Annotated in this window: 23 protein-coding genes; 6 read left to right on the top strand and 17 right to left on the bottom strand. The window is 69.7% G+C overall.

All coding sequences use genetic code 11. The annotated features are described in order from the left end of the window. The first annotated feature begins 2 nt into the window (after positions 1–2). From DMH03_RS32675 to DMH03_RS32655, 5 genes are read left to right on the top strand one after another with little or no spacing between them, the layout of a single operon-like run. A complete protein-coding gene (locus DMH03_RS32675) occupies positions 3–1,055 on the top strand; it encodes an FAD-binding oxidoreductase (RefSeq protein ID WP_125795823.1) in 1,053 nt (350 codons plus the stop codon). Beyond that, positions 1,052–3,031, top strand: coding sequence for a class I tRNA ligase family protein (locus DMH03_RS32670; RefSeq protein ID WP_233611760.1), 1,980 nt, complete (start codon positions 1,052–1,054; stop codon positions 3,029–3,031). Before DMH03_RS32675 ends, DMH03_RS32670 begins: the two co-directional genes overlap by 4 nt. Further along, positions 3,028–4,551, top strand: a complete 1,524-nt coding sequence (locus DMH03_RS32665) for an AMP-binding protein (protein WP_125795822.1) — start codon at positions 3,028–3,030, stop codon at positions 4,549–4,551. Before DMH03_RS32670 ends, DMH03_RS32665 begins: the two co-directional genes overlap by 4 nt. Before the next feature lie 34 nt (positions 4,552–4,585). Continuing rightward, a complete protein-coding gene (locus DMH03_RS32660; RefSeq protein WP_125795821.1) occupies positions 4,586–5,188 on the top strand; it encodes a GNAT family N-acetyltransferase in 603 nt (200 codons plus the stop codon). Then, positions 5,185–6,234, top strand: a complete 1,050-nt coding sequence (locus DMH03_RS32655) for a C45 family peptidase (protein ID WP_125795820.1) — start codon at positions 5,185–5,187, stop codon at positions 6,232–6,234. The genes DMH03_RS32660 and DMH03_RS32655 overlap by 4 nt, the downstream gene beginning before the upstream one ends. A 112-nt stretch (positions 6,235–6,346) precedes the next feature. On the opposite strand, the gene DMH03_RS32650 is transcribed toward DMH03_RS32655, so the two are convergent. The 14 genes from DMH03_RS32650 to DMH03_RS32585 form a co-directional block, all read right to left on the bottom strand. Beyond that, positions 6,347–7,201: an SAM-dependent methyltransferase gene (locus DMH03_RS32650; RefSeq protein ID WP_125795819.1), complete on the bottom strand. Its 855-nt coding sequence runs from the start codon at positions 7,199–7,201 to the stop codon at positions 6,347–6,349. 14 nt (positions 7,202–7,215) lie between these two features. Then, positions 7,216–7,887, bottom strand: coding sequence for a LuxR C-terminal-related transcriptional regulator (locus DMH03_RS32645; protein WP_158633142.1), 672 nt, complete (start codon positions 7,885–7,887; stop codon positions 7,216–7,218). A gap of 172 nt (positions 7,888–8,059) precedes the next feature. After that, entirely contained in the window at positions 8,060–9,514 is a 1,455-nt protein-coding gene (locus DMH03_RS32640) for an MATE family efflux transporter (protein ID WP_199749111.1), read from the bottom strand. Next, on the bottom strand, positions 9,511–10,659 hold the full coding sequence (locus DMH03_RS32635; RefSeq protein ID WP_125795817.1) for an acyl-CoA dehydrogenase family protein: 1,149 nt from the start codon (positions 10,657–10,659) through the stop codon (positions 9,511–9,513). The genes DMH03_RS32640 and DMH03_RS32635 overlap by 4 nt, the downstream gene beginning before the upstream one ends. Continuing rightward, positions 10,656–12,125 carry a hypothetical protein gene (locus tag DMH03_RS32630; RefSeq protein WP_125795816.1) on the bottom strand — a complete coding sequence of 490 codons (1,470 nt, stop codon included), beginning with the start codon at positions 12,123–12,125 and terminating at the stop codon, positions 10,656–10,658. The genes DMH03_RS32635 and DMH03_RS32630 overlap by 4 nt, the downstream gene beginning before the upstream one ends. Positions 12,126–12,128: 3 nt before the next feature. Further along, positions 12,129–12,395: an acyl carrier protein gene (locus DMH03_RS32625; protein WP_125795815.1), complete on the bottom strand. Its 267-nt coding sequence runs from the start codon at positions 12,393–12,395 to the stop codon at positions 12,129–12,131. Positions 12,396–12,458: 63 nt separating this feature from the next. Further along, on the bottom strand, positions 12,459–13,391 hold the full coding sequence (locus tag DMH03_RS32620; protein ID WP_125795814.1) for a 3-oxoacyl-[acyl-carrier-protein] synthase III C-terminal domain-containing protein: 933 nt from the start codon (positions 13,389–13,391) through the stop codon (positions 12,459–12,461). Between the two features lie 113 nt (positions 13,392–13,504). After that, entirely contained in the window at positions 13,505–14,548 is a 1,044-nt protein-coding gene (locus DMH03_RS32615) for an alcohol dehydrogenase catalytic domain-containing protein (RefSeq protein ID WP_125795813.1), read from the bottom strand. Further along, positions 14,545–16,380 (bottom strand): beta-galactosidase trimerization domain-containing protein, encoded by a 1,836-nt coding sequence (locus DMH03_RS32610; protein ID WP_125795812.1) that lies wholly within the window; start codon positions 16,378–16,380, stop codon positions 14,545–14,547. The genes DMH03_RS32615 and DMH03_RS32610 overlap by 4 nt, the downstream gene beginning before the upstream one ends. Further along, positions 16,377–17,351, bottom strand: a complete 975-nt coding sequence (locus DMH03_RS32605; protein ID WP_125795811.1) for an NAD-dependent epimerase/dehydratase family protein — start codon at positions 17,349–17,351, stop codon at positions 16,377–16,379. Before DMH03_RS32605 ends, DMH03_RS32610 begins: the two co-directional genes overlap by 4 nt. Next, positions 17,341–18,663, bottom strand: coding sequence for a nucleotide sugar dehydrogenase (locus DMH03_RS32600; RefSeq protein ID WP_125795810.1), 1,323 nt, complete (start codon positions 18,661–18,663; stop codon positions 17,341–17,343). Before DMH03_RS32600 ends, DMH03_RS32605 begins: the two co-directional genes overlap by 11 nt. Continuing rightward, positions 18,660–20,102 (bottom strand): class I adenylate-forming enzyme family protein, encoded by a 1,443-nt coding sequence (locus tag DMH03_RS32595; RefSeq protein WP_125795809.1) that lies wholly within the window; start codon positions 20,100–20,102, stop codon positions 18,660–18,662. Before DMH03_RS32595 ends, DMH03_RS32600 begins: the two co-directional genes overlap by 4 nt. Next, positions 20,092–20,361: a phosphopantetheine-binding protein gene (locus DMH03_RS32590; RefSeq protein WP_125795808.1), complete on the bottom strand. Its 270-nt coding sequence runs from the start codon at positions 20,359–20,361 to the stop codon at positions 20,092–20,094. The genes DMH03_RS32595 and DMH03_RS32590 overlap by 11 nt, the downstream gene beginning before the upstream one ends. 1 nt (position 20,362) lies before the next feature. Continuing rightward, the gene (locus tag DMH03_RS32585) at positions 20,363–21,298 is read right to left on the bottom strand and encodes an alpha/beta hydrolase (protein ID WP_233611776.1); all 936 of its coding nucleotides are present in this window, start codon (positions 21,296–21,298) and stop codon (positions 20,363–20,365) included. Between the two features lie 198 nt (positions 21,299–21,496). On the opposite strand from DMH03_RS32585, the gene DMH03_RS32580 reads away from it, so the two are divergent. Then, complete coding sequence (locus tag DMH03_RS32580; RefSeq protein WP_125795807.1) at positions 21,497–22,882, top strand: aldehyde dehydrogenase family protein; 1,386 nt, start codon at positions 21,497–21,499, stop codon at positions 22,880–22,882. 11 nt (positions 22,883–22,893) lie between these two features. On the opposite strand, the gene DMH03_RS32575 is transcribed toward DMH03_RS32580, so the two are convergent. Genes DMH03_RS32575 through DMH03_RS32565 form a run of 3 tightly spaced genes read right to left on the bottom strand, consistent with a single transcriptional unit; the run spans position 22,894 to position 25,900 of the window. Next, a complete protein-coding gene (locus DMH03_RS32575; protein WP_199749110.1) occupies positions 22,894–24,045 on the bottom strand; it encodes a DegT/DnrJ/EryC1/StrS aminotransferase family protein in 1,152 nt (383 codons plus the stop codon). Further along, positions 24,042–25,112, bottom strand: coding sequence for a glycosyltransferase family 4 protein (locus tag DMH03_RS32570; protein WP_125795806.1), 1,071 nt, complete (start codon positions 25,110–25,112; stop codon positions 24,042–24,044). Before DMH03_RS32570 ends, DMH03_RS32575 begins: the two co-directional genes overlap by 4 nt. Then, positions 25,109–25,900, bottom strand: coding sequence for a sugar phosphate nucleotidyltransferase (locus tag DMH03_RS32565; protein ID WP_255431271.1), 792 nt, complete (start codon positions 25,898–25,900; stop codon positions 25,109–25,111). Before DMH03_RS32565 ends, DMH03_RS32570 begins: the two co-directional genes overlap by 4 nt. Between the last annotated feature and the right edge of the window lie 79 nt (positions 25,901–25,979).

The raw sequence follows: 25,979 nt of genomic DNA, 5'->3' as shown, positions 1-25,979 counted from the left end.
CGATGCACGGTACCGTCGACGTCGCGGTGGTGGGCGGCGGAATCGTCGGCTGCCTCGTCGCGAGGGAGATCGTGACGAGGCAGCCGAGTTCCACGGTGGTGGTGCTCGACCGCGACGCCATCGGATCCGGTGCCACGCGGCGGTCCGCCGGTGTGCACTTCCCGCGCGGGGCGACACCGCGCGTCCAGGCGATGACCGAATACAGCCAGGACTACTACCGGCGGCTCCGCGTGGAGCTACCGGGTTCCCCCATCCGCTCGGTCGACGCCTACGTGGTGTCCTCCGGCGCCACGCCTCCGGCCGGTTACCTCGCCGGGGCGGAACTGGGCAGGGTCGACGCTGTCCCGGGCCGGTCAGTGACCCTTCCGTCGGGCGCCACAGTGTGGCGATGCCGGGGTTGCCACCACACCGATGTACCCGCCCTCGCCCAGCTCCTGGCCCGATCCCTGCGGCCACAGGTCGGCATCGGCGAAGGAGTGCGAGTCACCGGCGTGGAACCCTGCTCGACCCATGTCGCGCTGCGGCTGGCAAGCGGCGACACCCTGACGGCGGGCCGAGTCGTGCTCTGTCCGGGCCCCTGGCTCGGCGACCCGGCTTGGCGAACCCTCGTACCCACGGTGGGCGCCAGGGTGAAACGGGTGGTCGCCCTGCATCTGGACCGGCCGGTCTCCCGGCGGCACAGTCTCGTGGTGTTCGACCGGGAGGACGCCTTCCTGCTCCCGCTGCCCCGCCGGGCGCACTGGTTGTTCAGCTATACCTGCCCGGAATGGGATGTCGATCCCGACGCGCCGCCGGAGGGCCTCTCGGCCGGGCACAGACGCGAGGCGGAGACCGTGCTGAACCGCTATCTGCCCGGAGCCGCCCTCAGGTCGGGCAGGGTGTTCTGCGACGCCTACAGCGACAACGGCGAGCCGCAGATTCGCACCCTTGACGACACCGGTCGCGTGGTGTTCGCCGGCGCCGCGAACGGCTCGGGCTACCGACTGGCCCCGGCTATCGCCCGAGAGACCGCCGATCTTCTGGAAGTCCCCGTCGGTTCGAGGAGCCTGTGGTGATTCTTGACAAGTACTCCGACGCCGAACTGCATCCGGCGTTCGGTATCGACATGAGTGTGATCGACTGGAGCGCCGTCGGCGCCGGATGGGCACGGGTACGCCCCGGCACCAGCTCCGCCCCACACCAGCACGACGAGATCGAGATGTTCGTCGTGCTCGAAGGCTCTGGCGAGCTGGTCGTGAACGGAGTCAACCATTCCATCGGGCCGGGGACCGTTGCCTTGTTCGAGCCCTTCGAGACGCACATCGTGGAGAACACCGGCGAAACCGACCTCGTCTTCGCGGACGTGTACTGGCGGGATTTCGCACGCGCGTCCCTCGCGGCGGGATCACCGACGAGGCTTCGGCGGCGACCGCTACTGGTGTTCTCCACTCCGCCCACCCCCAACGGTGACCTGCACCTCGGGCATCTTTCCGGCCCGTACCTCGGTGCCGACGTCTACGTCCGGTTCCAGCGGATGAACGGTGCGGACGCATGGCATCTCACCGGCAGCGACGATTTCCAGAGCTACGTCGCGGCGTACGCTCGCGAAGCCGGCGAGCTACCCGCCACCACCGCCGCGCGGTTCAGCGCGGAGATCCGCGAGACGCTGGCGCTGATGGACATCGAACCGGATCAGTTCACTGTCCCGCGTACCGCGCCGCGGTATGCGGAGGGGCTGCGCGAGTTCTTCTCCCGGCTCACGGCGTCGGGCGAGGTCCGCCCGACGCCCGGAACCGCGCTGTTCGACGGTGCTACCGGTGAGTACCTGCACGAAGGGGACGTCAGCGGCACGTGCCCCGCTTGCGGGCAGCCGACCGGGGGGAACCTGTGCGAGGAGTGCGGTGAGCCCAACGCGTGCGTCGATTTGCTGCAGCCACGGTCGGCACTGTCCCCGGAACCGCCGCGACGGGCGGAGATGGTCCGGCATTCCCTGCCTCTGCACGACTTCCGAGCGACGGTCGCGGACCACCACGCGCTCGGCCGGGTTCCGGCACGGTTGCGTGAACTGGCCGACCGCCTCTTCGCCCGCCCCAGGCTCGATGTCAGCCTGACCCATCCCACCGGCTGGGGTGTGTCACCTGCCGCGCCGGACATCGGTGAGCAGGTCATCTGGGCCTGGCCGGAGATGGCCTACGGTTTCCTGTACGGAATCGAAGCGCTGGGACGCCGTTCGGCGAAGAACTGGCGGTGGGATCAGCCACGGCATGACTGGAAGATCGTCCACTTCTTCGGCTTCGACAACAGCTTCTACCACGCGGTGCTGTACCCCACGCTCTACCGGCTCGCGTTTCCCGAGTGGCGCCCCGACATCGACTACCACGTCAACGAGTTCTACTTGCTGGAGAAGGACAAGTTCTCGACCAGCAGGCGTCATGCGATCTGGGGGAAGGAGATCCTCTCCGCTGAAAGCGTCGACGCAGTGCGATACTTCCTCGCCTCGACCCGTCCCGAAGGGCGGCGGACCAGCTTCAGCCAGAGCAAGTTCGAGGCCGTGCGGAGCACCGTCCTCATCGGACAGTGGCAGAGCTGGCTGCGCGACCTCGGTGCCCGGGTCGACGAGCGGTACGGCGGCCACGCTCCGGACACCGGTACCTGGACACCCGAGCACACGGCCTTCCTCGCCGATCTGGAGAACAGGCTCCGGGCACTGACCGGCAGTCTCGGCCCGGACGGCTTCTCCCTCAACCAGGCCGCCCGTGGCCTGACCGCGCTGGTTCAGGACGCCCGCGCGTTCGCCGGACGAGAGGAACCCGGCATCCGACTGCCGGGCTGGAGCGATCAGGCCCGTACCGCGATCGCGCTCGAACTGGCGGCCGCGCGGTTGCTCGCCGGTTGCGCCGCGCCGGTGATGCCCCGCTTCGCCCATCGTCTGGCAGGCGCACTGGGGCTGACGCCGCCGGAACGCTGGCCGTCGGCCGTGGAACTGCTCTCTCCCGGGGCCCGCGTCGACCTCGCCGGGCGCGTGTTCTTCGTCGAGGAGGCGGACGAGTGAGCGAGTCACTGCTGGACCACCTCGCCACCGACCGCCCCCGCAGCGATCGTCACATCACCTTCACCCGCTTCGGCGGGTCGGAATCGCTTGATCTCAGCCGGCTTCAGGAGCTGGCCGGACACGTGGCCGGCAGACTGGCCGAACTCGGTGTCGTCCGAGGAGACCGCATTGGCATCCACGGGAGCAACAGCCTCGAATGGGTGCTGCTGGACCTCGCCGCGCTCCGGCTCGGTGTCGTCACCGCGGGACTGGAACCGGAGAAGTTCAGGGTTGATCCCGCGCTTCTCCCGCGCTACAGCCTGCGTCTGCTGTTCACCGACACACCGGTGGACGCGCTCGGTGTCCACGACATGGCCGAGGTACGCCGATGGATGGACGCCGGGACCACACCGGCACCCGTGAGCCACCGGCCCGGCGACGTGACGACGATCAAGTTCACCTCGGGCAGCACCGGCGAGCCGAAGGGACTGGCCGCGACGGTAGGCAGCATCGAAAGCTCGCTGCGCGCGGTTCAGCAGCTGTTCTCCCACGGACCGGGCGACCACCTGTTCGTCTTCCTGCCGCTGTCCTTGCTTCAGCAACGGTACTGGATCTACTCGGCTCTGCTGCACGGCCACGACGTCACGATCAGCACGCACAACGCGGCGTTCGCCACGCTACGGCGCGCCGCGCCGAGCGTGGTCATGGGAATCCCGGCCTTCTACGAGGTGATGCGGCGCCGGATCGAGTCGCTGGCGGCCAGGATCTCGCCCGCAGACCCCGCCGCGGCGCTCCCCATCGCCGCGCAACGGTTCTTCGGCCCCCGAATCCGGTATCTGTGGACCGGCTCCGCCCCCGCCAGCCCGGCGACCTTGCGCTTCTTCAGCGACGTGGGCCTGCCCATCTTCGAGGGCTACGGCTTGAACGAGACCTGCATCGTCACCAAGAACCACCCCGGGGCCTGGCGGATCGGCAGTGTCGGAAAGGTCGTGCCCGGCAAGGAGGTCCTGATCGACGCCGAAGGGGTGATCAGCGTCCGCGGTGACCACCCGGTGAACACAAGGTACGAGTACGGACCGCCCGGCGCCTCGGAGGAGGTGTTCGGCACCGACGGCACCGTCCGCACCGGTGACCTCGGCTATTTCGACGGCGACGGTTTCCTTTACATCCGCGGCCGCGCCGACGACGTCATCGTGCTCGACAACGCCCGCAAGATCGTCGTGCGGCCCATCGAGGAACGGCTGCGGGAATGCCCCGCGGTCGACGAGTGCGTCATCTTCTGCCCCTTCCGGACTTACCTGGTCGCCGTGGTTTCGGCCGTCGGCCGTCCGCCCGACCTCGACGCGATCACGGACTGGGTGACGCGGACGAACGCCACGGTCGAACGGGATGAACGGATCGCCAAGATCGTGCTCGCGCGCGAGCGGTTCAGTGTGGCGAACGGCCAGCTGACCGCGCAGCTCAAACCGAGACGTGCCGCGATCCTCGCCGCTCACGAGAACGAGGTGAACGACAGAACGGGCGTTACCAGGGCACCATGAGCGGAACGAACTCGGCGGACCCGAAAGGAACGGCATGAGCTGGCTGGAACTCGCGGCTACGACCCTGGACAACGAGTACGTACTCCTGCGGCCGATCGTGGCCGAGGACCGGGCCGCGGTGCGGTCCATCGCGATGGACCCGGACATCTGGCGCTTCTTCGTCTCACGCGTCGAGACCGACGCCGACTTCGAAGCCTTCTTCGACGCCACGCTCGCCGACCACACCGACGGCACGCGGGTCGTTTACCTGGTTTTCGACAAACGTGACGGTCGCGTCGCGGGCAGCATGAGCTACGGCAATCTGGCCGAACGCGACGGCAGGATGGAGATCGGGTGGTCGTGGCTCGGCCGGGATTTCCGCGGCAAGGGGATGAACCGGTGGGCGAAGTACTTGCTGCTCCAACACGCCTTCGAACGGCTGGGGGCGGAACGGGTCGAGTTCAAAACCGACCGGCTCAACGAGCAGGCACGTAGCGCGCTGCGCAACATCGGTGCCCGCGAAGAAGGCACGCTGCGCAGCTTCAACCCGATGCCCGGAGGACGACGCCGGGACGCCGTGTTCTTCAGCGTCCTGCGCGCCGAGTGGCCGCGGATCAAGGAACAGCTCGAACGGCAGCCGAAGATCACTCCCGGATGACCCGCGTACCGGACGTCCCGTTCGTCCGCGTCGAGGGCGATGCCCGTACCCGGGGACGCGCGCATGGAACGGCTCGCGCGGCCGCTTTGCGGGCTTTCCTCGACGATGATCTCTGCCGTCTCAACCGGATACTGTGGCGGCCCGTGTCGCTGGCCACGCTCGGTCCCACGATCGACGCCTACCGGACAGCGATCGCCGCCGCGGTGCCGGAGCTTGCCGACGAGATCGACGGATTGGCGGAAGGGGCGGGCCTGAGCCGTCGGGAGGCGGTACTGCTGCAGGCACGGCGTGAGATACTGGGCTACCGTCGGGTGCCCGCTCACGGCGACTGCACCGCCTACGCGCGGGTGGGGCACGGCACCCCGGTACTGGCGCAGACGGTCGATCTCAACGGCGATCTCGCAGACCAGATCGCCGTCCTCGAGGTGGTGCGCGACGGTTCGCCCGGCCGCGCCCTCGTGCTCAGCTTCGGTGGTCAGCTCGGCTATCTCGGCCTGAACGACGCCGGGCTGGCGATCGGCATCAATCTGATCGTGGGAGGGACCTGGAAACCGGGAGTACCGCCCTATCTCGCGGTCCGGTACCTCCTCGACCACGCTCGTGACGTGAAGGAGGGCGTCGAGCTGCTTCAGACCCTGCCACTGGCCAGTTCACGCAACCTCGTGCTCTGCGACCGGTCCCGCGCGGCATGGGTCGAGCTGGTGGACGGCCGGCTACGGACCGTCTCCGCACCGGTTTTCGCGCATACGAACCACATCCTGCACCCGGATTTGACGGCTCAGGACGAGGTGAACCGGTTCGCTCGCCGCTCTTCGGTACGGCGGCTCGAAGCTTGCGTCGCGGGCCTCGCCGGACTGCGCGCGAACGCGAGCGCCGCGGAGCACTTCGCGCTGCTGTCGGTGCCGCCGGTGCACGTCGCCGCGAACGGCGACATCCGTCACGAGCACACGGTGGCCACGGTGGTCCTGTTTCCCGCTCGCGGTGAGCTGCATCTACGACCGGGGGGCCAGGTGGACGGTCCGGCCAGGGTCTTCACTCTCAGGTGAAGGCGAAGTGGCTGACCTACAGGCTTGATGTCCCCAATGCCTCCTCGGGGACACTGAGTGTCTCAAATGCGACATTGGGAACAGTGCCGGGCGCTGAACGGGGAGACACGGTCTAGACAGCCGCCTCGACGAGGTAGCTACGGGGCAAGTCGCGCAGCGTCTCCGGCGCCACGGAGGCGGGCCACCGCCCGTAATCGGCTGCCGGAGCACCCGGTTCGACGACCTTGTCAACCAGCCAGCCGCAGTTCTGTACGAACCCGCCGGGCCGGTCTGTGCCGAAGCGCCACGGGCTGCCCGCCGCCTCCAGTTTCCCCAGAAACGGCTTCAGGTAAGGGAAGCGGAAGATTCCGGTGCCGATGAGGTCGGCCGTGAACAGACTGCCGGGTGCGGACAGCTCGGCGGTGCGCGCGACCACGTTCCTGGCCAGCGACTCGGGGAGGTAGAACAGCAGCCCCTCGGCGAACCAGATCGTCGGCCGGGCCGGATCGAAACCGTTGTCGGACAAAGCGCCAACCCAGTCGTCGGTGAGGTTCACCGACACCCGGCGACACTCGCAGCGAGGTTCCGCGCCGATCATCGACAGGCGGGATTCCTTGTAGGACAGCAAGTCCGCCTGGTCCACTTCGAACACGACGGCCGTTTCGGGCCAGTCCAGCCGGTACGCCCTGGTGTCCAGACCCGCGCCGAGACCTACGACCTGGCACCCCGGCCTGGCCGACCGGAGAAGAAACTCGTCGAACCAGCGGGTGCGGATCGCCAGGAATGGGTTGCCGTCGTCGGCCGCGTGCGACGGGTGGAAGTGGGACAGCAGGGTGACGCCTTCCTGGCCGGCGAGCGTCGCCGCGAACGGATCGTCGAAGAGTCTGTCGTGGCGACGGCTCTCCCGTGCCCGCGCGGCGGCTGTCCACAGTGCTGTCTTGGCGACTTCGGCGAAGGATTCGCGCTCGCCGGACAGGTCAGCGGTCATGGTCCTACGTCCCGTCAGTGATCGTCGAGAAGGCCGGCTTTGATGGCGTTGACCGCGGCGGTCGTCCGGTTCGGCGAGTCGAGCTTCAACATGATGCTGCCCACGAGCCGTTTCGCGCCGTGGCTCGAGATGGTCAGGCGCCGGGCGATCTGCTTGTTGCTCAGCCCCTTCACCAGCAGGGAGAGCGCTTCGGTCTCACGGCTGGTCAGCTTCACCGCTCGCATCCGCTGACGCGAGGTGGGGTCGTCCGCCCTGAACAGCAACTCCCGTGCGAGCCGCGAAGGCATCGGCAGTTCGCCGAGCGCGCACCGGCGCAGGCCGTCGCCGAGTGTCTCGGCGGACAGGTCCTGCTGGGACAGGAAGCCGTCCACCGGAACCGAGGTGGGCAGAACCGGACCGGTGACCGACATCTCGTCGATCACCACGAGGATCTTCGTCTTCGCGGCGAACGCGCCCGCGACGCTGTCCAGCCACCGCGCGTCGGCCGAGGCGACGATGACGAAGTCCAGTACCGGCAGCGCGGCCAGCCCGTCGATGTCCTCCCGGCTGCCGCACCGGTGAACCGTCCCGACACCGGGTACGGACCTCAACACGATTTCCAGCCCGTGCCGCAGGACCTCGTTGCCGGACAGGAGTGCGATGCTGAACATGCCGGCGTCCTCGGCGACCGGAACGGTATGCGTCATGGCTGTGCCCCTTCCCCTCGTCGCGGCTCGTGCCGCTGCGGCCGGAACAACGCCGCTTCTCATTGATAGCAGCGGGTTCCAGCGCCCGGCCCGGCAGAATCACTGGCCGGCCATGCCAAATGTGCGGCAGCGGTCCGCCGCCCGCGACGGCGCGACCGTGCCAAACCGCACGTCAGGGCTGCCCCGACTCGATCCGGCTCACCCTGCGGACCACGACCACCGCCGCCACTACGACGGTGACTCCCGCCAGGTTGGCCAACGCCACCGTGCGGTAGAAGGCGACCGGGTCGTGTACCGCGGCCACGACCAGCGCACTGGCGACCACGATGACGACGTAATAGAAGATGTTCAACAGCACCGCGACCAGCCCGGAACCGATCTGTTCCATGATGTTCAGCGAGGACAGGACCGGCCCCTGCAGGACATAGGTCAGCCCGATCGTGCCGAGGTACAGCGCGGTCTGGTGGGACACCTCGGGCACGTCGGACATCAGCGAACCCAGCGGTCCGCTCGCCGCCCACACCGCGACGCCGAGCACGACGTAGGTCCCGATCGCGATCTCCAGGCCGGCGCGGAGCGTTCCAGGGAGCCGCTCGGCCTTGCCTGCCCCCCGTTGCTGGTTGAGCACGATGGCCGTCGCCGAGCCAAGGACGATACCGGGCATCAGTACCAGGATCTGCAGGCTCGACGCACCGGAGTAGGCCGAGACCACCGTAGGATCGAAAACCCCGAGCACCCGCAGCAGCACGAGGTTGGAGCCGAACAGGATGACCTGGGTGGTCGCCACCGGCAGACCGACCTGCCGCAGATGCCGGACGGCGTCCGGTTGCCACGGTTTCGGCTGCCCCGGCCGCCATAGACCGGTGCGGCGCAGGAAGAACAGGCCGAGCGTCAGTCCGACGACCGACGACAGCGCGATCGACAGCGGAACACTGCTCGCGCCCATTCCGGCGCCGATGCCCAGCGCCCACACCCCGCCGAACTGGACACCCGCTCCCACCAGCATCACCGCCGCGCTGTGCCGCGCGTGGCCGAACCCGCGCAGGCTGGACGCGCAGAGGACCACGCCGACGTAGGTCAGCTCGGCCAGCGCCATCCAACGGACGAAGGAAACGAAGTGGTCGTGGGACGACGGCGGCACCAGCAGCGCGTCGGCGAGCAACGGCGCGACGAGCGCCAGCACGACGATGAGAACCGAGATGAACGCCAGCCACATCCGGCTGAAACTCAGCGCCATCGGCACCACGTCCTGAGGCCGTCCCCTGCCGCGGTTGATGGCCGCGGCGACCTGATTGCTGATGTCGAACGCGATGAACAACGCGAGGAACAGGCTCGCCACGGGCATGTACAGCGCACGCACGTAGAGCGCGTCCCCGTCCATCCTGCCCAGCAACGCCTGGACGCCGACCACCACCAGCAGACCGATGACCTCGGCCAGCACCATGGGAACGGCCAGCCGCGCGAGCGCGGCGCGGATCGAACGGCGGTCCGGCCCCGGCACCGCCCACGGCGGCGGGCCAGCACCGGGAGGCGGGCCACCCGCCGGATCCGGCGGCCCACCGCCCGGACCGGATGGCATGGGTGGGGCCGCCTCTCCTGGGCCGCCGTGCTTGTTCGGCTGAGTCATGAGGTCCTCCCTCGGGTGAGCTGATGGTGGACGGCGAGCTTCTGCACGTCGCCCGAGCCCTCCATGAACTCGACGCCGCGCGCGTCCCTGGCGAACTTGTCGAGCAACGGGTGGTCGAGCCGGGCGCCGGGACCGAAGAATCCGAGCGCCGCGAGGGTCACGTCCTCGGCCAGCCGGGTGGAGCGCACTTTCGCCGCCGAGGCCAGGTGGCCCTGCGCCGGATTCGCGTCGACGGTGACGGCCGCGTGCCGCACGAGCCGTCGCGCCGCGTCGATCCGCAGCCCGAGCTCTTCCCAGCGAGTGCGCTCGTCGCCCCGCAGGACCCGGCGGTGCGCCCGCACGTAGTCGTGGGCGGCCCGCGCCACACCGATCCCCATCGCCGCGACCACGGGACGGAGCCGGTCGAACGTCCGGGTCCAGCCCAGCGTGCCGCGACGGACCGCCGAGAGCTGCCGTCCGAGCAGACGCTCCGACGGCAGCCGGACGGAGCGCAGCGTGAGTTCGCTCAGCCCCGCCGCGCATAACCCGAGGGTCGGCAACGCGGTCGGGGTGTACCCCGCGTCTTCGGCGTCGACGAGCACCGCGCGGATGCCGAGCGGGCCCGGATCCGACCGGGCGAAGACCACGCCGACCCCGGCGCGGCAAGCGTTGCCGATGTACTTCTTCACGCCGTCGAGCAGATAGCCGTCGCCGTCACGGCGCAGACGGGTTTCGAGACTGGTGGCCGCCGAACCGCCACCCGGTTCGGTGAGCGCGAAGAACGTCCAGGTCGGCCGGGACGCCAGCCTGCCGAAGAAGCTCTCCTGCTGCTGTTCGTCACCCAGCAGCGCGACCAGCGGTCCCGCCATCGGCGCGCCGGGCGCCGCCATCAGCGCCCCGAGATCACCGCAGGCCAGTTCCTCGACGAGCACCACCTGCTCCAGCAGGCTGTCCCCGGTGAACCGGTGCGACCCGATGACCAGTGGCGCGGGACGGAACCGCGGCGGGCTCTGGAACAATCCGACGTGGTCCATCGCGGGCAGGCCGAGCGACTCCACGATCCGGTCGGGCTCGCGTTCGAGCCGCAGGGCGACGGCACGCAGATCGCCCGCCCAACCACGGGCATGCGTTCGCAGCGCGAGCAGACGGTCATCCAGTTCGGTCATCCGCGTTCCCCGGTGCTCTCCGTGCCGAGCCAGACATCGGCGATCAGCTGGGACACGTAGGCCACCCGCCCCGGCCCGTCGCTGAGGAAGCCGCTCGCCGCCAGCAGCCGCGACAGGAGGCGGTCTGCGTCGGTGATCCGGCGGTGCACCCGGCGCAGGGTCGGGCGATCGAGGCCGGGCGCACCGAGTACGGCCTCGATTTCGAACTGCTCGATCAGGGCGTCCGCCAGTTGACCGGCGACCAGCTGCCGGTCGAGAAGGCTGCCTTCGCCGCTGGCACGCTCCCCCAGGTACGCGACGCACCGGTCGGTGAGCTGTTCGGACGCCCCCAGCCGCAGCCAGGCGAGTCCGGTCAACCACGTCGCGTCGTCGACGGCCGGGCGGGGATCGCGCTCTCCGACGGCGAGGCCCTCGGCGGCGAGCAATTCCCTTGACGTCGCGGGCAGGTCGTCCTCGGGCGGTTCGCCTTCCCCTCGCCGGACGAGGACATGCCCACCCGGCCCCGCCGGGGGCCCGCCCGGGAACGACTCCAGCAGCACGTCGAATCCAGCGCCGAGGCTCTCGCCCCGCGTCACCGCCCGGCAGCGCGCCCACCGCAGGGCGATCGCTCGCGGGGGTGTCTCGATCGAGCAGGTTCCCAGATAGCGCAGTGCCGGGTCGTATTCGGCCAGCACCACCCGGCGTCCCGCGTCCCAGTCGCCGAGCCGATCGACCAGTGCGGCCCAGACGCCCGTGCACGGTCTGCCGGGTTCGGCCACCACCAGATCGACGCCTGGCCGTTCGACGCCGACCGCGGGTCCCGCCACGAGTGCCGCGGGCCGGCTGCCTGCCAGCAGTTCGGTCACCGACGCGATCGCCTCATCGCGCCCGAGGTCGGCCTGGCAACGGATCGCCGGGCAGCCGCCGTTCGCATGACGGCTCAGCACCAGTGCGACCACGGCGTCGTGAGTGGGCCTCACTTCGCGCGGGGCAGGCTGATCGTCGTCCATCAAGGTGGTCTGGTCCAGGATCAGCACAAGCGCGCGATTGAACCCGTCCGCGGTCGCGTAGTCGGCCACGATCCGGAGCGCGGTGAAAGCGGCCGCGGCACCCTGATCCGACACCGCCAGCATCAGCGGGTCGCCAGGCAGCGCGTCGGCGGCGAAGCACGCGGGCCAGCCCGGTTCGGCGTCGGGCGTACTGTGCGCGAGCACGACGAGGTCGAACGGCTCGTCCAGTGGTGCCAGATCCGCCAGCACACCGCCGATCATGTCGGTGAAGGTGTTGCGGCGGACGCGGGTGAAGTAGTCGTCCCGATGCCGCAGGCCGTACAGCGCTGCCAGATCGGCGAAGTACTGGATCAGGCCCGGATCGTAGGGGCGGCCCTCGCCGAAGACGCGGCTCGCGGCCCGCTCCAGCCGCAACGGCACTTGTCTGCCGGCCTCCGGTGCGATCGTCGCCACCGCCGGTGAAGTCGCCAGGTACATCGGTCACACACTCGCCTGCTTGGCCACGTAGGTGGCCAGGGAGCCGACGGTTTCCAGATACCGCTGCTCCAGCGTTTCGGCGTCGAATTGGAAGTCCAGCAGCTCCTCGAGCTGCATCAGCAGTTCCAGTGTGTTGACCGAGTCCAGGCCGAGTTCCTCGAACAGGCGCGTCTCCTCGGACATGGTCGCCGGCTCCCGCCGGCTCATGGTCGCCAGCAGACCGATGGCCGTTTCGACGATCTTGCCGCGTTCGACGCTGTGCGACTCCATGGTTGTTGCCTCCAGCCTGCCGTTCTTCTCTGGGTGGGTGGTGCAGTCGGTCGTCCTCGTGGCTCAATGCCGGAAGACCATCGCGGCGAAGGTCGCTCCGAGACCGACCGACGTCATCACGTAGTGGGCTCCCCGGTGGAGACGTCCGCCTTCGATCGCCGTCCGGTAGTTGATGAACGAGTCGGCGCAGAAGCAGTGCCCCAGCTCGGGCAGGTTGTCCAGCAGGATCCGGTCCCTCGGCAGACCGATCGACTTCGCCACCCGGAGCCACGACATCTGGTTGACGTTGTGCGGCAGCACGAGGTCCACATCGGACATTTCCAGTCCTGCCCTGCCCACCGCCGCGAGGATCACCTCCGCGAGCGCGGGGGCGTAGAGCCGATCGAAGGTCGCCATCAGTTCCGGAGAAAGAAAGGGACCGGTGTGGTATTCGCCGTGGGTCCTGGTCGCGTAACCGATCAACCGGTCCCGCTCGCCGCTCGCGGTGACCAGGACGGCCGCCATACCTTCGCCCATGATCGCGGAGTCCGCGATCAGCTGCGCCGAAGGCGTGAACGCCTTTTCCCCCAACAGGATCAGCGCCAGCGCATCCGGGTCGCCGTCCGCGGCGAGGAGCTTGCCGCAGAGGTCGACGGCGAGCAGTCCGGACGCGCAGGCGTGTTGGGTGAGGGAGAAGGCGATCGCGTGGTCGAGACCGAGCGCCTCGCGAACTTCGTGCAACGGGTTGCGGGGATAGGGCGCGGCGAGTTGAATCGTCTTGGCCTGCACGAGGTACCGCACGTGGTTCTCCCTGCCGCGCAACGCGTCGAGCCCTTTCGCCGCGGCGAGCATCAGCTCGGTGATCGACTCCGACGGTGCGAGCCGCAGCCGGGAGAATCCGTAGAACCTGTGGTACAGCTTGATTTGCGCCGGGCTGAGGCCTACATCGGCGAGGTACGGGGTGATCGATGTGACCTCCTCCGGCAGATGCACCGATACCGCCGCCAACGCCGTCATCCGTCCTCCTCGCTTGCTGATGTCCTCACGTTCCCAGACCCCCGCCGACCTCGGTAATGCGCGAACGGGCGGGCCACTGAGCGGTACGAACGGCTACCGCTGATCGGGTGTCCTCATCCGGAGGCGTCGAGAACCACCTTGAAGGCCTCGCGCCGGTCGAACAGGCGATAGGCCTCGGCGGCGGCGGAAAGCGGCATGCGGTGCGACACGAGCGCGGCCGGGTCGAGCCGGTCCGCCCGGACGAGCGCCAACACCTGGTCCCGGTGTCGGATCGGGTCGCCGACAACGAATCTCACCGTGAGTTCCCTGGCGAAGGCCGTGCCTGCGGGGAATGGCAGATCCGGTGCGTGGTGCGCGCCCACGATGGCGATCGTGGCGCACGGGCGGGCGGCGCGCACGGCCGCGGCCAGCGCGGCATCGGTCCCGACCGCTTCGACCACCGCAGGTGCGCCATCCGGCGCACCTGCGCGAGCGAGCGCCGCGCTGAGTCCGGCTGGCGACGACGCGGTGAACCCGAGCCGGTTCGCGCGTTCCCGGCGTTCCTGGTCGAGGTCGGTCACGACGACCCGCGCGGCGCCGGCGGCGATGGCGCACATGGCCGCGCACAGCCCGACCGGCCCGCCGCCCACCACCGCGACGACCTGTCCCGGCAGCATCGCGGTGGCCTGGATCGCGGCGTATCCCGTGGACAGGATGTCACCGGCGAACAATGCTTCCTCGTCGGTGAGATCGTCGGGTACGGCTGCCAGGACGACGTCCGCGTACGGGACACGCACGTACTCCGCCTGGCCGCCGGGCAGGGCGGTACCGACCACGGTCGAGTAGCCGAACAGGGTCACCAGTTCACACTGGTAATGCTCGCCACGCGCGCACCGTTCGCACCGTCCACATGCGACAATGTCGGAGGCGACGACCCTTTGCCCCGCATGTAAAGAGACCTCCGCTCCGGCGTCGACCAGCGTGCCGGTGAACTCGTGACCAAGTACCGTGCCGGACTCGAACCCCGGAATCTCACCTCGGTACGGGTGCAGGTCGGTACCGCAGATCGCCGTCCTGGTGACCCGGACGACCGCGTCCCGCGGTCCTCGCACCGTCGGCATCGGCAGGTCCGGTTCCACCCGGACGTCTCCCGGCCCGTGGTACACCACGCCCCTCATCCGGACATCCCCGTTCCGGCCGGGACGATCCGCCAGTCCTTCGGTTCCAACTCCACCTCCGCCGTGGCGCCCGTCCGCCAGCTCAGGACCACTCGCGCCGGTTCGGCGCCGTGGTTGACGACCAGCGCGGCCCCGCCTGGATCGGCTCTGGCGGGCACCACCTCCACCTCCGGCAGCGTGCAGTCGACGTCAGGGAGGACACCGGCGAACTCGGCGATCCGACGGTAGAACCGCTCACCTCCCCAGGCATCGAGACGTCCCGGCCGGTCGAGCTGCCGTTCCACCGGCGCGCCACAGAACAGCATCCGTCCCGGCCCGACGGCGTTGACGAACACCGCGGGGCTGCCGTCTCCGTAGAACCCGACCGGGTCGGCCGTGGTCGGCACGACGTCCGAGGCAGTCTCCTTCTCCCAGTCCAGCGCCCACTCACCCGTGCCCCAGCGCAACGACTCCCGCCCGTCCGCGCACCGGCGGAAGTCCTGAAGCCGCACGCCGGCCACCGCGTCGCCGGGGAAACCGTGCAGATGGTCACCCAGCGAGTAATAGACACTGCCGCCGTCGGCGAGGCACGCACCGAGCCGCTCGATGTCCACCGCGCCGACCCTCGTCACGGACGGACACACCACCAGCCGGTAGCCGTCGATCGGACCGGAGACGACGTCGAAGTCGAGATGCGCGCGTTTGAGCAGGAGGTACGCGTAGAACGACGCGACGGTTCCCGAATCCGGGTCCAGATATGAGCCCTGTCCGGCGCGGACGGCCTCCGGGAGGTACAGCGCGATGGACGCGGTACCTCCACGAGAGAAGCCCGCCAGCTCCGCCGCCGACGCCGCTACCCGGCTCAGCCGGGCGAGCGCGGGCTTCGGGCTGCCGTCGATCCGGCGCAGCCCGGTGTGGCGCTCGCCAGGGCGCTGGTCGTAGGGCTCGGTGGCCGAGGTGAGATCCTGCCAGCACCACACGGCGAGCCCGGCGGCGCCGTTGGCGAGCGCCGCCGCCGCGGCCGCGCCGAGGTACCGGGCCGCGACCTCGTCGCTCACCCCGTAACCACCCAGTTCGTCGACGTAAGGCAGGCCGTACGCCCCCGCGAACCGCGCGAGGAAGGGCACCAGCGACGTCGCCTTGTACGACATGGTCGACTCGATGGATCCTGGCGCCCAGGTAGGGAATCCGTGGACAGCGATGAGATCCAGGCCCCCCGCGTTGTCCACTCCGAACGGCGAGCCGCCGAAAACACCCGTGGCGTCGTTGGCCTGAGTCACCAGCACGCCTGGCAGTTCACGTCGCAACGTCGATGCCAGGAGCAAGTGCCACCCGGCGACATCCGCGCGGGACAGTGCCGCGGCCGCGGCGGGCTCGACGTTGGACACCTCGTCGCCGAGGTCGACGGCGAGCACGTTGCCAAGGCCGCGCAGTGACCCGGCGACCCGGTTCGCGAACTCGACCTGCCGTTCGAGCATGCCCTTGTCCAGCCAGAGATCCCTGCCCCGCCGCCACGGCAGATCCAGCCGCTGCCCGTTCATCCAGATCGTCAGCAGGGACAGCACGCACACCAGCCCCGCTTCTCCGGCGAACCGCACCGCGTCACGCAGCCGTTCGAACGACTCGTCGCGGTAAACGCCGGGCTCTGGCTCGAAGTCGCGCCAGAAAACGAACAGGCGCACGGTGTCGAAGCCGTCCGCGGCCATCCGGACGAAGTCGGACCGCAGCGCGTGCGGATCCCAGTCCGTCCAAATGCGACAGCCCGCCACCGAGGGGTGATAGTTGACCCCGACCGGGACGAAGTCCTCGCCGTCGCGCAGCAACCGGCCCGCACGCACGGTGAAGCCGGTCATGGCTCGGTCCGGGTGCGCTCGGCGAGGTACCACTCGAAGGTGCGGCGCAACCCTTCGTCCAGGCTCACCCGCGGCCGGTATCCCACGGCGTCGCGCAGCCTTCCGAGGTCGGGCAGCCGCCGCTCGGGCGACCCTGCCGGTGCCGGGTGAATGTCGAGTGCCGGCCGGTAACCGGCGAGCGTGACGACCTTGTCGGCGAGCCGGTCGATCCGGATCTCCTCCCGGTCGTTCCCGATGTTCACGACCATCGGGTCGGCATCAGGGAGCCGGGTGAGCGCGACGGTCGCGTCGATCGCGTCCTCGATGTAGCAGAACGCGCGGGCCTGTGTACCGCCGTAGACGGGGAACGGATCGAGCCTCCCGAGCGCACGTGCGACGAACTGGGGGATCACGTGCTCGTCTCCCATCCGCGGGCCGTAGATGTTGTGGTACCGCCCGATCCGCACGCGCGACAGACCGCTCTGCCGGAACAGGGATTCCGCGACCACCTTGCTCAGCGCGTACGAAGCGCGCGGGGCGGCGGGAGCAGCGAGTGCGAACGGTCCGTCCTCCTTCGTCGGGTACGCCGTCAGGCCGAGGCCGGCGGCGCCGTCGGCGACCTCACTGGTGGAGCTGAGGAACAACGCTCCCGGCGGGTACCGGTGACACCACTCCAGTACGTTCAGCGCCGAGCGGAGGTTGACGTCGAGCACCAATGCCGCGTTCTGGCTGACCCTGGCCACCCCGACGACCGCCGCGAGGTGGTAGACGGCGTCGAATCCGTCGTCGGGCGGGTCGAACGGCAACGGTTCCCGGAGGTCGTGCTCGATCAGCGCGACGTGCTCGCCGAGTTCGCGGAAGTCCTCGTCCTGCCGTCCACGGGAGAAGTCGTCCACGAGGGTGACTTCGCTGCCCCCGCGGACGAGGTGCCGGGCCAGGTGCAGCCCGACGAACCCGGCGCCGCCGGTGATCATGACCCGTTCAGCGCCCATTGCCCAGCCTCCGGTAGTCCACGTCCGGAAGAGCGCCGAGCTCGTCTTCGAGCACGCCCCAAATGTCGACGACGGTGGCGGACGGACGCATCCGCGCCCGTACCGCTTCGGCGGTGATCTCCCGCGCGTAGCGAGGGTGGTCGACCAGGACCAGCAGGGCGTCGGCGTCGGCCATCCCGTCGTCGAGTGACGCGGGGGTGAGGCCGATCCGCGCGGTCGGCTCGGCACCGACCACGTAGTCGTGGCCCGCCAGCTCCGCCACCCGGCCCCCGAGCAGCCGGACGACATCGATCGCGGCCGAACCACGCACATCGTCGGTCTCCGGGTGGCCCTTGTAGGCGACGCCGCACACCAGGACTTTCGCGTCGTTGACCGGACGCCCCGCCGTGGCCAGCGCCGCGAGCACGTGCTGCACCGCCGCCCGCGGGACCCGCTCGTTCACCTCACGGGCGGCGGCGACCATCGGCGGGTGGTAACCGGCCTCCTCGGCCGAATGCGCCAGCAGGTACGGATCCTTGGTCAGGCAGCTGCCTCCGACATATCCCGGACGACACAGATCCGGCCGCGGATACCGCAGGTTCGCCGACGCGATGACCTCACTGGCGTCGACCCCGAGTGCCTCCGCGATCAATGCGACCTCGTTGCCGAAACCGTAGATGAGATCGGTATGCGCGTTGCAGACGAGCTTCACCAGCTCTGCGGCTTCCGGGCTGGACACCGGAACCTGATCCGGAGCGACCGGCGCGTACAACTCCTTCGCCCTGGCGAGGGACCGCTCGTCGATCGCGCCGATGACCTGGGGCAGTTCTGTCAGCTCCGCCATCGCGCGCCCCTGGATCGTGCGTTCCGGGCAGAACGCGAGCAGCGGATCGACACCCCGGTCCCGCAGCCGGGCACGCACCAGCTTCCGAGTGGTGCCCACCGGCACGGTGCTGCGGACGACCACCAGTGTGTCGTCGTCCACCCGTGGCGCGATGTCGTCGACGGCGGCCCGCAGATGGGCCAGATTCGGCCGCTTCGTCTCCGGGTCCACGGCGGTGCCGACGCAGATCACCACCGCGTCCGGCCATGACGGCGTCTGCGCCGCGACCGTGAACCGCTCCCCCAGCTGTTCCCTCAGCAGCTCGGCCACCCCTGCCTCGTGGAACCGCGGACGGCCGGCGGCCAGCGACGATCTGACCTCGGGGTCCGACTCCACCCCGACCACCGTCCTGCCCTGTCGCGCGAACGACAGTGCCAGTGGCAGTCCGACGTACCCCAAGCCGATCACGGCGATCGGGCCGCTGCCCGGAGAGGCTCCTGGATGATTCATGTGACTCCCTCGCTCTCGTCGTCGCGGACGGCGCCGAGCGCCTCCCGTAGTCGCCGCGCGTCGACCTTCCCCATCGCCGTCCGCGGTACGCGCTCCAGCACAACCAGGCGGTGGGGTGTCTCGTAAGGCAGCAATCCGAGTTCGCGGCAGGACGCCAACACGTCCCCCTTGGTCGTGCCCGGCGCGAGCACCACCGCGGCGTGCAGGCGTTGCTCACCGGTCCTGTCGTCGGTGTCGCCGTAGACCGCGACATCCCGCACACCGGGCGTCCCACCGAGGAATCGTTCGATCCGTCGTGGGTTGACCTTTCTCCCGCCCACGTTGACGAACGTCGTCTTGCGACCGGTGAGGAACAGGTGGCCGTCCTCGATGCGGCCCGTGTCACCGGTGTCGTAGAAGCCGTCTTCGAGGCGGACCGGGCCGGTCGTGCCCGCGTAGCCCTCGTACAGGGTCGGAGTTCGCACCAGCACCCTTCCCGCGTCGTCGACCAGCAGTTCCGTTCCCGGCGGCGCGGTGCCCACCGAACCGGCGGGCCACACCGTCGCCGACGCCGGATGGCAGGTGATCAATCCCGTCTCGGTACTGCCGTAAACCTGGCGCACGGGACATCCCAGACGGCGTCGCGCACCGTTCGCCAGCTCGTCGGTGAGCGGTGCGCCGGACGACAACGCCACTCTCAGCGCACGCTCCGCCGCGGGCAGCGCCGGGATCAGCAATCGGTAGGCCAGCGGCGTGGCCAGCAGTGCCGTGGCACCACCGTCGAGCGCCTCGACCACCCTGCGAACGGTGAACCGGGGCAACGTCCACACATCCGCCCCGGACACCAAGGACGCGAGTAGTCCGCCGATCAGACCGAACGAATGCGCGACGGGGACGGCGACGACGACTGAGTCGTCCGCGGTCAGCTCGAAGGTCCGCCGGTAGGTCAACGCACCTGACAACACGTTGCGAAGCGGCTGGCGGGCCAGCTTCGGTTCACCGGTCGACCCGGACGTCAGCTGCAACACCTCGCCGTCCGGTGCGCCGAACCCGGCGGTGCCCGGCGGTGCCGCCTCCGCACGCCAGGCCCGGTGTGGCCGCTCCGGTACACCGACCACAGTGGACGCGCCGATCCGGTGCACCACCGAACGAGGGTCGTCCACTGTGGACGACTGCGATTCCAGCACCACGACGTCCACTCCCGACGTCATCAGGCCGAACAGCGTGGCGACGCTGTCGGCGTCGCCGTTGGCCACCACGACGACCGGCCCGCCGGGAAGCCCGGTCGCGCGTCGCTCGACCTGGGCGACCGCGTGGTCGAGTTCCGCCCAGGTGGTGTGGTCCCAGCCGGTCGCGGTGGCGACCCGCAAGGCGGTCCGGTCCGGCACCCGCTCCCGGTTCCATTTCAGCCTCGCCCGCAGCACCGCGCGTACCGGCGTCGCCGCCCTTTCAGTCCACATAGGACGTGATCACCGACGCCAGCGCCGCGGGCGAGGCGTCGTCGAAGATCGCGAGCAGCAACTGGGCCTGGAAGATGTCCGACGCCTCCTCTCCGGCCGGACCGTGTTCCGAAGCCAGCCGCTGGAGCACCTCCACCGCCCGGACGGAATCGCCTCCGCAGGCGAAGAAGTCGTCGCCGCCGTCCAGTGGTTCACGGGTCAACACCTCGCCCATCACCCTGCCGATGGCCGGCACCAGGTCGATCGCCTGATCGTGCATCTCATCCCCTTCTCGTCGTGGTCGAGCGTGTGTTGTCTCTCAGCGCGGAGACCGCCCGGTGTTCCAGTTCGCCTGCCTCGGGCAAGAGCCCCGAGAGCCCGAACACGCCGTGGAACAAGCCGTCGACCCGGTGCAGGGTGACCGGGACGGCGGCGTCGGCCAGTCGTCGCGCGTAGGCTTCGCCCTCGGCGCGCAGGGGGTCGTGCTCGACGGTCAGGACCAGCGTCGGCGGCAGGCCGCTCAGGTCTGGGGCACGCAGCGGTGACGCGTAGGGCTGTTCTCCGTCGGCGGGGTCGGCGAGGTACTGCTCGATGAACCAGGTCATCTGGCGGCGCGTCAGGTGAAATCCCCTGGCATGCTCGGTCCTCGGTGCGAAGCAGTCGGTCACCGGGTAGACGAGCAGCTGGAAGCGAATGGACGGTCCGCCCTGGTCCCGCGCCATCAGGCAGGCGACGGTGGCGAGAGTGCCGCCCGCGCTGTCTCCCGCGACTGCGAGCCGGTCCGGAGCGGCGCCGTAGGCCGCCGCGTTCTCCGACGCCCAGCGCACCGCGCGGTAGGCGTCCTCGACCGCGGCGGGGAACGGATGCTCGGGAGCGCGCCGGTAGTGCACCGCGATCACGACGGCCGGTGTCCTCGCCGCGATCATCCGGCACACGCCGTCGTGGGTGTCGAGGTCGCACAGCACGAACCCGCCTCCGTGGAAGTACGCGACCACCGGCAGGTCACCTCCGGTGCCGGGATCTCGCGGCCGGTAGACGCGTACCGAGAGACCGCCGTCGAGGTCGACGTCCTCGACGGACGCGACGGACGGGCCGGGCGGGAACCGGGCTTCGGCGTGGATGCGGCGCGCCTGTGCGGCGTCGGTGACGGTGCCGCCGACGTCCGGGTGAGCCGCGGCCATCATCGACATCACCGCCGCCGTGTATGCCTTGAGCACCAACGCGTCACCTCCGCGAGGACGAGCGATCCACGAACACCGTCGGTTCACGGTCGCAACAGGACGGACGCTGGACAAGCGGCCCTGGAGCGCGCGAAACACCTGGCCGGCCAGGCAGGTCACAAGGGCACCTTCCCGATCGCGGAGTTCCCGGTCAGGCTGGAAACGGCCGGTGCAGTCGAGTGGCGGGAGCGGTCGATGACGTTTCAACCGGGGCGCGGTGCCGCCACCGACCTGATCGCCGTGGAGGATCCCGCGACCGGTTCCGTCTTCGCCGAGATCGCGGCGACCTCGCCGTCGGAACTCGGCGGGGTCGTCACCGCCGCCTCGGCCGCCCAACCGCATTGGGCGCGAAGTCCGTCGGATTCCCGCCGGGCCGCCCTGCGGGACTGTGGTGCGTCGATCGCGGCCTGCCGGGAGGAACTGGCCACCCTCCTCACCAGGGAACAGGGCAAACCCTTGCGATCGGCCTACGTCGAGGTCGACCTCGCGGCAGGCTGGTTCGACCACACCGCCGCACTCTCACTCGAACCGGAAACAGTCGCCGATGGGGGAAGCCGGATCACCGTCGAGCACGTTCCGCACGGGGTGGTCGCCGCGATCGCGCCGTCGAACTTCCCGCTCATCCTGGCGGTGACGAAACTGGCCCCCGCGCTGCTGGCCGGGAACACGGTGGTGCTCAAACCGTCCCCGCTGACACCGCTGGCGACCACGCGGATGGCGGAGCTGCTCTCCGAGGTGCTGCCGCGGGGTGTCTGTGCGGCGGTGACCGGCGGGGGTCGACTGGGTGCCGCCCTGTGCGAGCACCCGGACGTCCGGTTGATCTCCTTCACCGGCTCGGTCGAGACCGGTACGGCGATCGCGCGTTCCGCCGCCGCCCGGCTCGCCAGGGTCGTGCTGGAACTGGGTGGCAACGACGCCGCGATCGTGCTTCCCGGAGCCGACATCGCCACGACCGCCGAGCGGCTCTACGCGAGCGCCATGACCAACAGCGGCCAGTTCTGCGCCGCGGTGAAAAGAGTCTACGTCCCAGCCCCCGATCGGCCGGCGTTCATCGAAGCCTTTGCCACACAAGCGAAAGCTACCGTGATCGGGGCGGGAGCCGACCCAGCGACCGACCTCGGCCCGGTGGTGAGCGAACCCCAGCTGACCAGATTGCACGGCTTCGTGACCGAGGCGGCCCACGGGGGCGCCGAGATCGTCACCGGTGGCGTCGCCCTCGATCGCCCCGGCCATTTCTATCCGCCGACGATCGTGACGAACCTGCCGCCGGGCACCCGGCTCGAGAAAGACGAACAATTCGGTCCCGTGCTCCCGGTCATCGCCTACTCCTCAGTGGACGAAGCCGTCGACAGGGCCAACGCGACGAAGTTCGGCCTCGGCGGTTCGGTATGGGGCGACCAAGAGACCGCGCGCCTGGTCGCCGCCGGGCTCGACTGTGGAACAGTCTGGGTCAACACCCATGGTGACCTCCGGCCGGATGTGCCCTTCGGCGGCGTCCGGCAGTCGGGGATGGGCGTCGAGTACGGCTACTGGGGTCTGGTGGAGTACACCCACCCGAGAGTCCTGCACCTACGCGGCTGACATGGACGGTTTCACCGCGGCCGGGGCAGGGCGGTGTCCAGCACGTCGGCGACGAGTTCGACGTCAGCGTCGGACATGCGGCTGTGCAAGGGAAGTGAGAGCAGACGAGGTGCGATCCTCTCGGTGATCGGCAACGCCCTGCTCGCCACGGAGCGGTAGCGGGTGAACCGGTGGGTCGGCGGGTAGTGCACCGACGTCTGGATCCGGGCCGCGGACAGGGTGTCCCGTACGTCGTCCCGCGAGCTGCCCGGCGGTAGCAGGACCGCCATCAGGTGGTGAGCGCTGTCGTCGTCGCGTCCGTCGAATGGGATCACCAGACCCGGGATCCTCCGCAACCGGTCGCGGTAGACCGCCACCAGCTCCCGGCGGCGTGCTCGATCCCGGTCGAGCCGTCCGAGCTGGATCCGGCCGAGCGCCGAGGAGATCTCGGTGGGACGGTAGTTGAGCCCGACGCCGTCGACGTCGTAGTCGGCTTGCCCGGTCTGCGCGCGCTGCCAGGTCGACCGGGTCAAGTGGTGTGAGCGCAGCAGCCTGATCTCATCGAGTACCGATCGGTCGGCCGCCACCACCATCCCACCCTCGCCGGTGGTGACGTTCTTGGTGGCGAAGAAGCTGAAACAACCCACGTCGCCCACCGTACCGAGCATCCGGTCGCCGGTACGGACGACGGGAGCGTGCGCCGCGTCCTCGATCAACCGGATACCACGCTGCGCGGTGATCTCCCGCAGCGCGGCGAGATCGGCGGAGTAACCGCCGTAGTGCATCGCGACGACCGCCTTCGTGTGGTCCGTGAGCAGAGCAGCCACGTCGGCAGGGTCGACGGTGAGGTCGGCCTCGGAGCGCACGTCGGCGAAAACCGGTGTCGCGCCGTGGAGTGTGGCGACCGCCGCGGCCGCGACGAAACTCAGCGCGGGCAGCACGATCTCGTCACCGGGTCCCAGCCCCAGGCCGAGGACCGCGAGGTGCAGTGCCGCTGTCCCGCTGCTGACCGCCACGGCGTCGGGGACACCGAGCCGCTCGGCGAAGTCGTGTTCGAACTCGCGGGTCACCGCGCCGGCGGAGAGCCAGCGGGAGCGCAGCACGGCGGTGACAGCCTCGATCTCCGGTTCGCCGATCGTGTTGTCCGCCAAGGTAACCCGCCACGGCGGCGGCATGTCGTTCATCCGGTCCTCCCGATCGCCGATCCGTAGCCGTCCTCGACCGCGGCCGCTACCTTGTCCCAGCCGAACTCGCGGCTGGCCCGCAGCAGTGCGGCTTGTCCCATGGCCGCGAGCCCCTTCTCGTCGCGTAGGGCGTCGATCAGGGTCGTGGCCAGACCGGACGGCCCCGGTCCGGCGACCAGACCGTCCACACCGGGCCGGAGCACGTCATCCACCCCAGGGAAGTCGCCGCTCACCACCGGTCTGCCGCAGGTCCACGCCTCGACGAACACCAGTGGGAAGACATCGGCCACGGTGGGGAGGCACAGCAGGTCGCAGGCCGCCAGTGCGTCGTGCTTCGTCTGCTCGTCCACCATGCCGAGATCGAGCAGCCGAGGTGCTGCGTTGGCAAGGAACGCCGCTTCGGCGTCGGCGTCGGCGTTCGGGCCGATGAAGGCGAACCACGTGTCCGGCAGGCGTTCCCACACCGGCCCGGTCGCGGCCAGCAGGCGCCGATACCCCTTGGAGGCAGTACGCCGTCCGGCGAAGAGCACCATCCGACCGTCCACTCCGTACCGGCGCCGGAAGCCGCTCGCGTCCGGGGTGCCGACGAGATCGGCGGCGTGCGGGATCGCCCGGATCCGCCACGGCGGCACTCCGTATCCGGTGAGGACGGTGTTCTCGGTTTCGTTGAGGGTGAACAGGACGTCCGCCCGGCGGCACAGCGCCGCCCCGGTTTCAGGCTCGGGCCACACCTGGACGGCCGACGCGGGCGTGAGTGCGAACGTGGCCCGATAGCGGTCCGCCAGCTCCGCGGCCGCCTCCACCCAGGCGGGCAGGGCGAGGTCGAAGGCATGCACCACCGACGGCCGCCACCCCGGTAACGCGCGGCGCAAGTCGGCTTCACTGCCGAACACCGGCACAGCCCGTGGGCGGTGCTCACCGGTCGCGCCGACGCTGTCGGTGAGCACCGCTACCCGTCGACCGGGCCGGGCCAGCCGCTCCAGCGTCCGCCACGCCATCCGCTCGGCGCCGGCGAAGTCCCGTCCGTAGCCGCCGAACACCACAAGAACGTCCGGGAGACTCGTCACGCTCGTGCCTCCTTCCGCTGGTGACCCCCGCCGTCGACGAGAAGGCCGATGTCCCGCACAGCGGCGAGTTCGTCCACCGCGACGTGCTCGGTAGCCCCCGGGGGGCCGGGCTCGAGGTAGCGGCGGGGTTCGGACTGAAAGGCCTTCTTCGCCTCCTCATACCGCGCCGGCGTGCCGATGTCGTGCCACGACCCGGCGAAGCCGTAGCCGTGTACGGGCTCGCCGTGGCCGATCAGGTTGTTGATCAGCGTGGGCATATCCGCGGGCCCTTCCGGGATATGGTCCAGGGCCGACGGGCTGACGACGTAGATCCCCGATGACACGTTCAGGCCGAAAGTCGGCTTCTCCATGACTTCGATGACGCGATCCTCTTCGAGGCGCACCAGTCCGACGCCCGCCGTGAACCGGCGGCGCAGGAAGGCGACCGTGAGCACGCTGCCGGTGCGTTCGTGCGCACGGTGCAGGTCCGCGAAGTCGAGAGTGGTCAGGATGTCGCCGTTCATGACGACGGCAGGACCGGTCCATCCCAGCGTCAGCCGGAGCGGAGCGGCAGTGCCGAGCGGCCGCTCGTCGACGCTGTAGTCGACGGACAGGCCCAGTCGCGCACCGTCCCCGATCTCGGCGCGGATCTGCTCGCCCAGATGTGAGACGCACAGGGTCACCCGGTCGAACCCGAACGCGCGGAGTCGGCGCAGGATGATCTCCAGCACGCTGTGGCCGCCCAGTTCGAGCAACGCCTTCGGCCGGGTTCTGGTGTACGGGAGCAAGCGGGATCCCTTGCCGCCCACCAAGACAATCGCATGCAACGGCGTCACCCCGGTAATCGAGAAGAGTCATGATCTTCTGTTGGTTCCAAGCTATCGAGCG

The sequence above is a fragment of the Amycolatopsis sp. WAC 01376 genome, assembly GCF_003947415.1.
Taxonomy (GTDB): Bacteria; Actinomycetota; Actinomycetes; order Mycobacteriales; family Pseudonocardiaceae; genus Amycolatopsis.
Note: the sequence above shows the minus strand (reverse complement) of the source record. Positions and strands in the feature narration are given on the sequence as shown.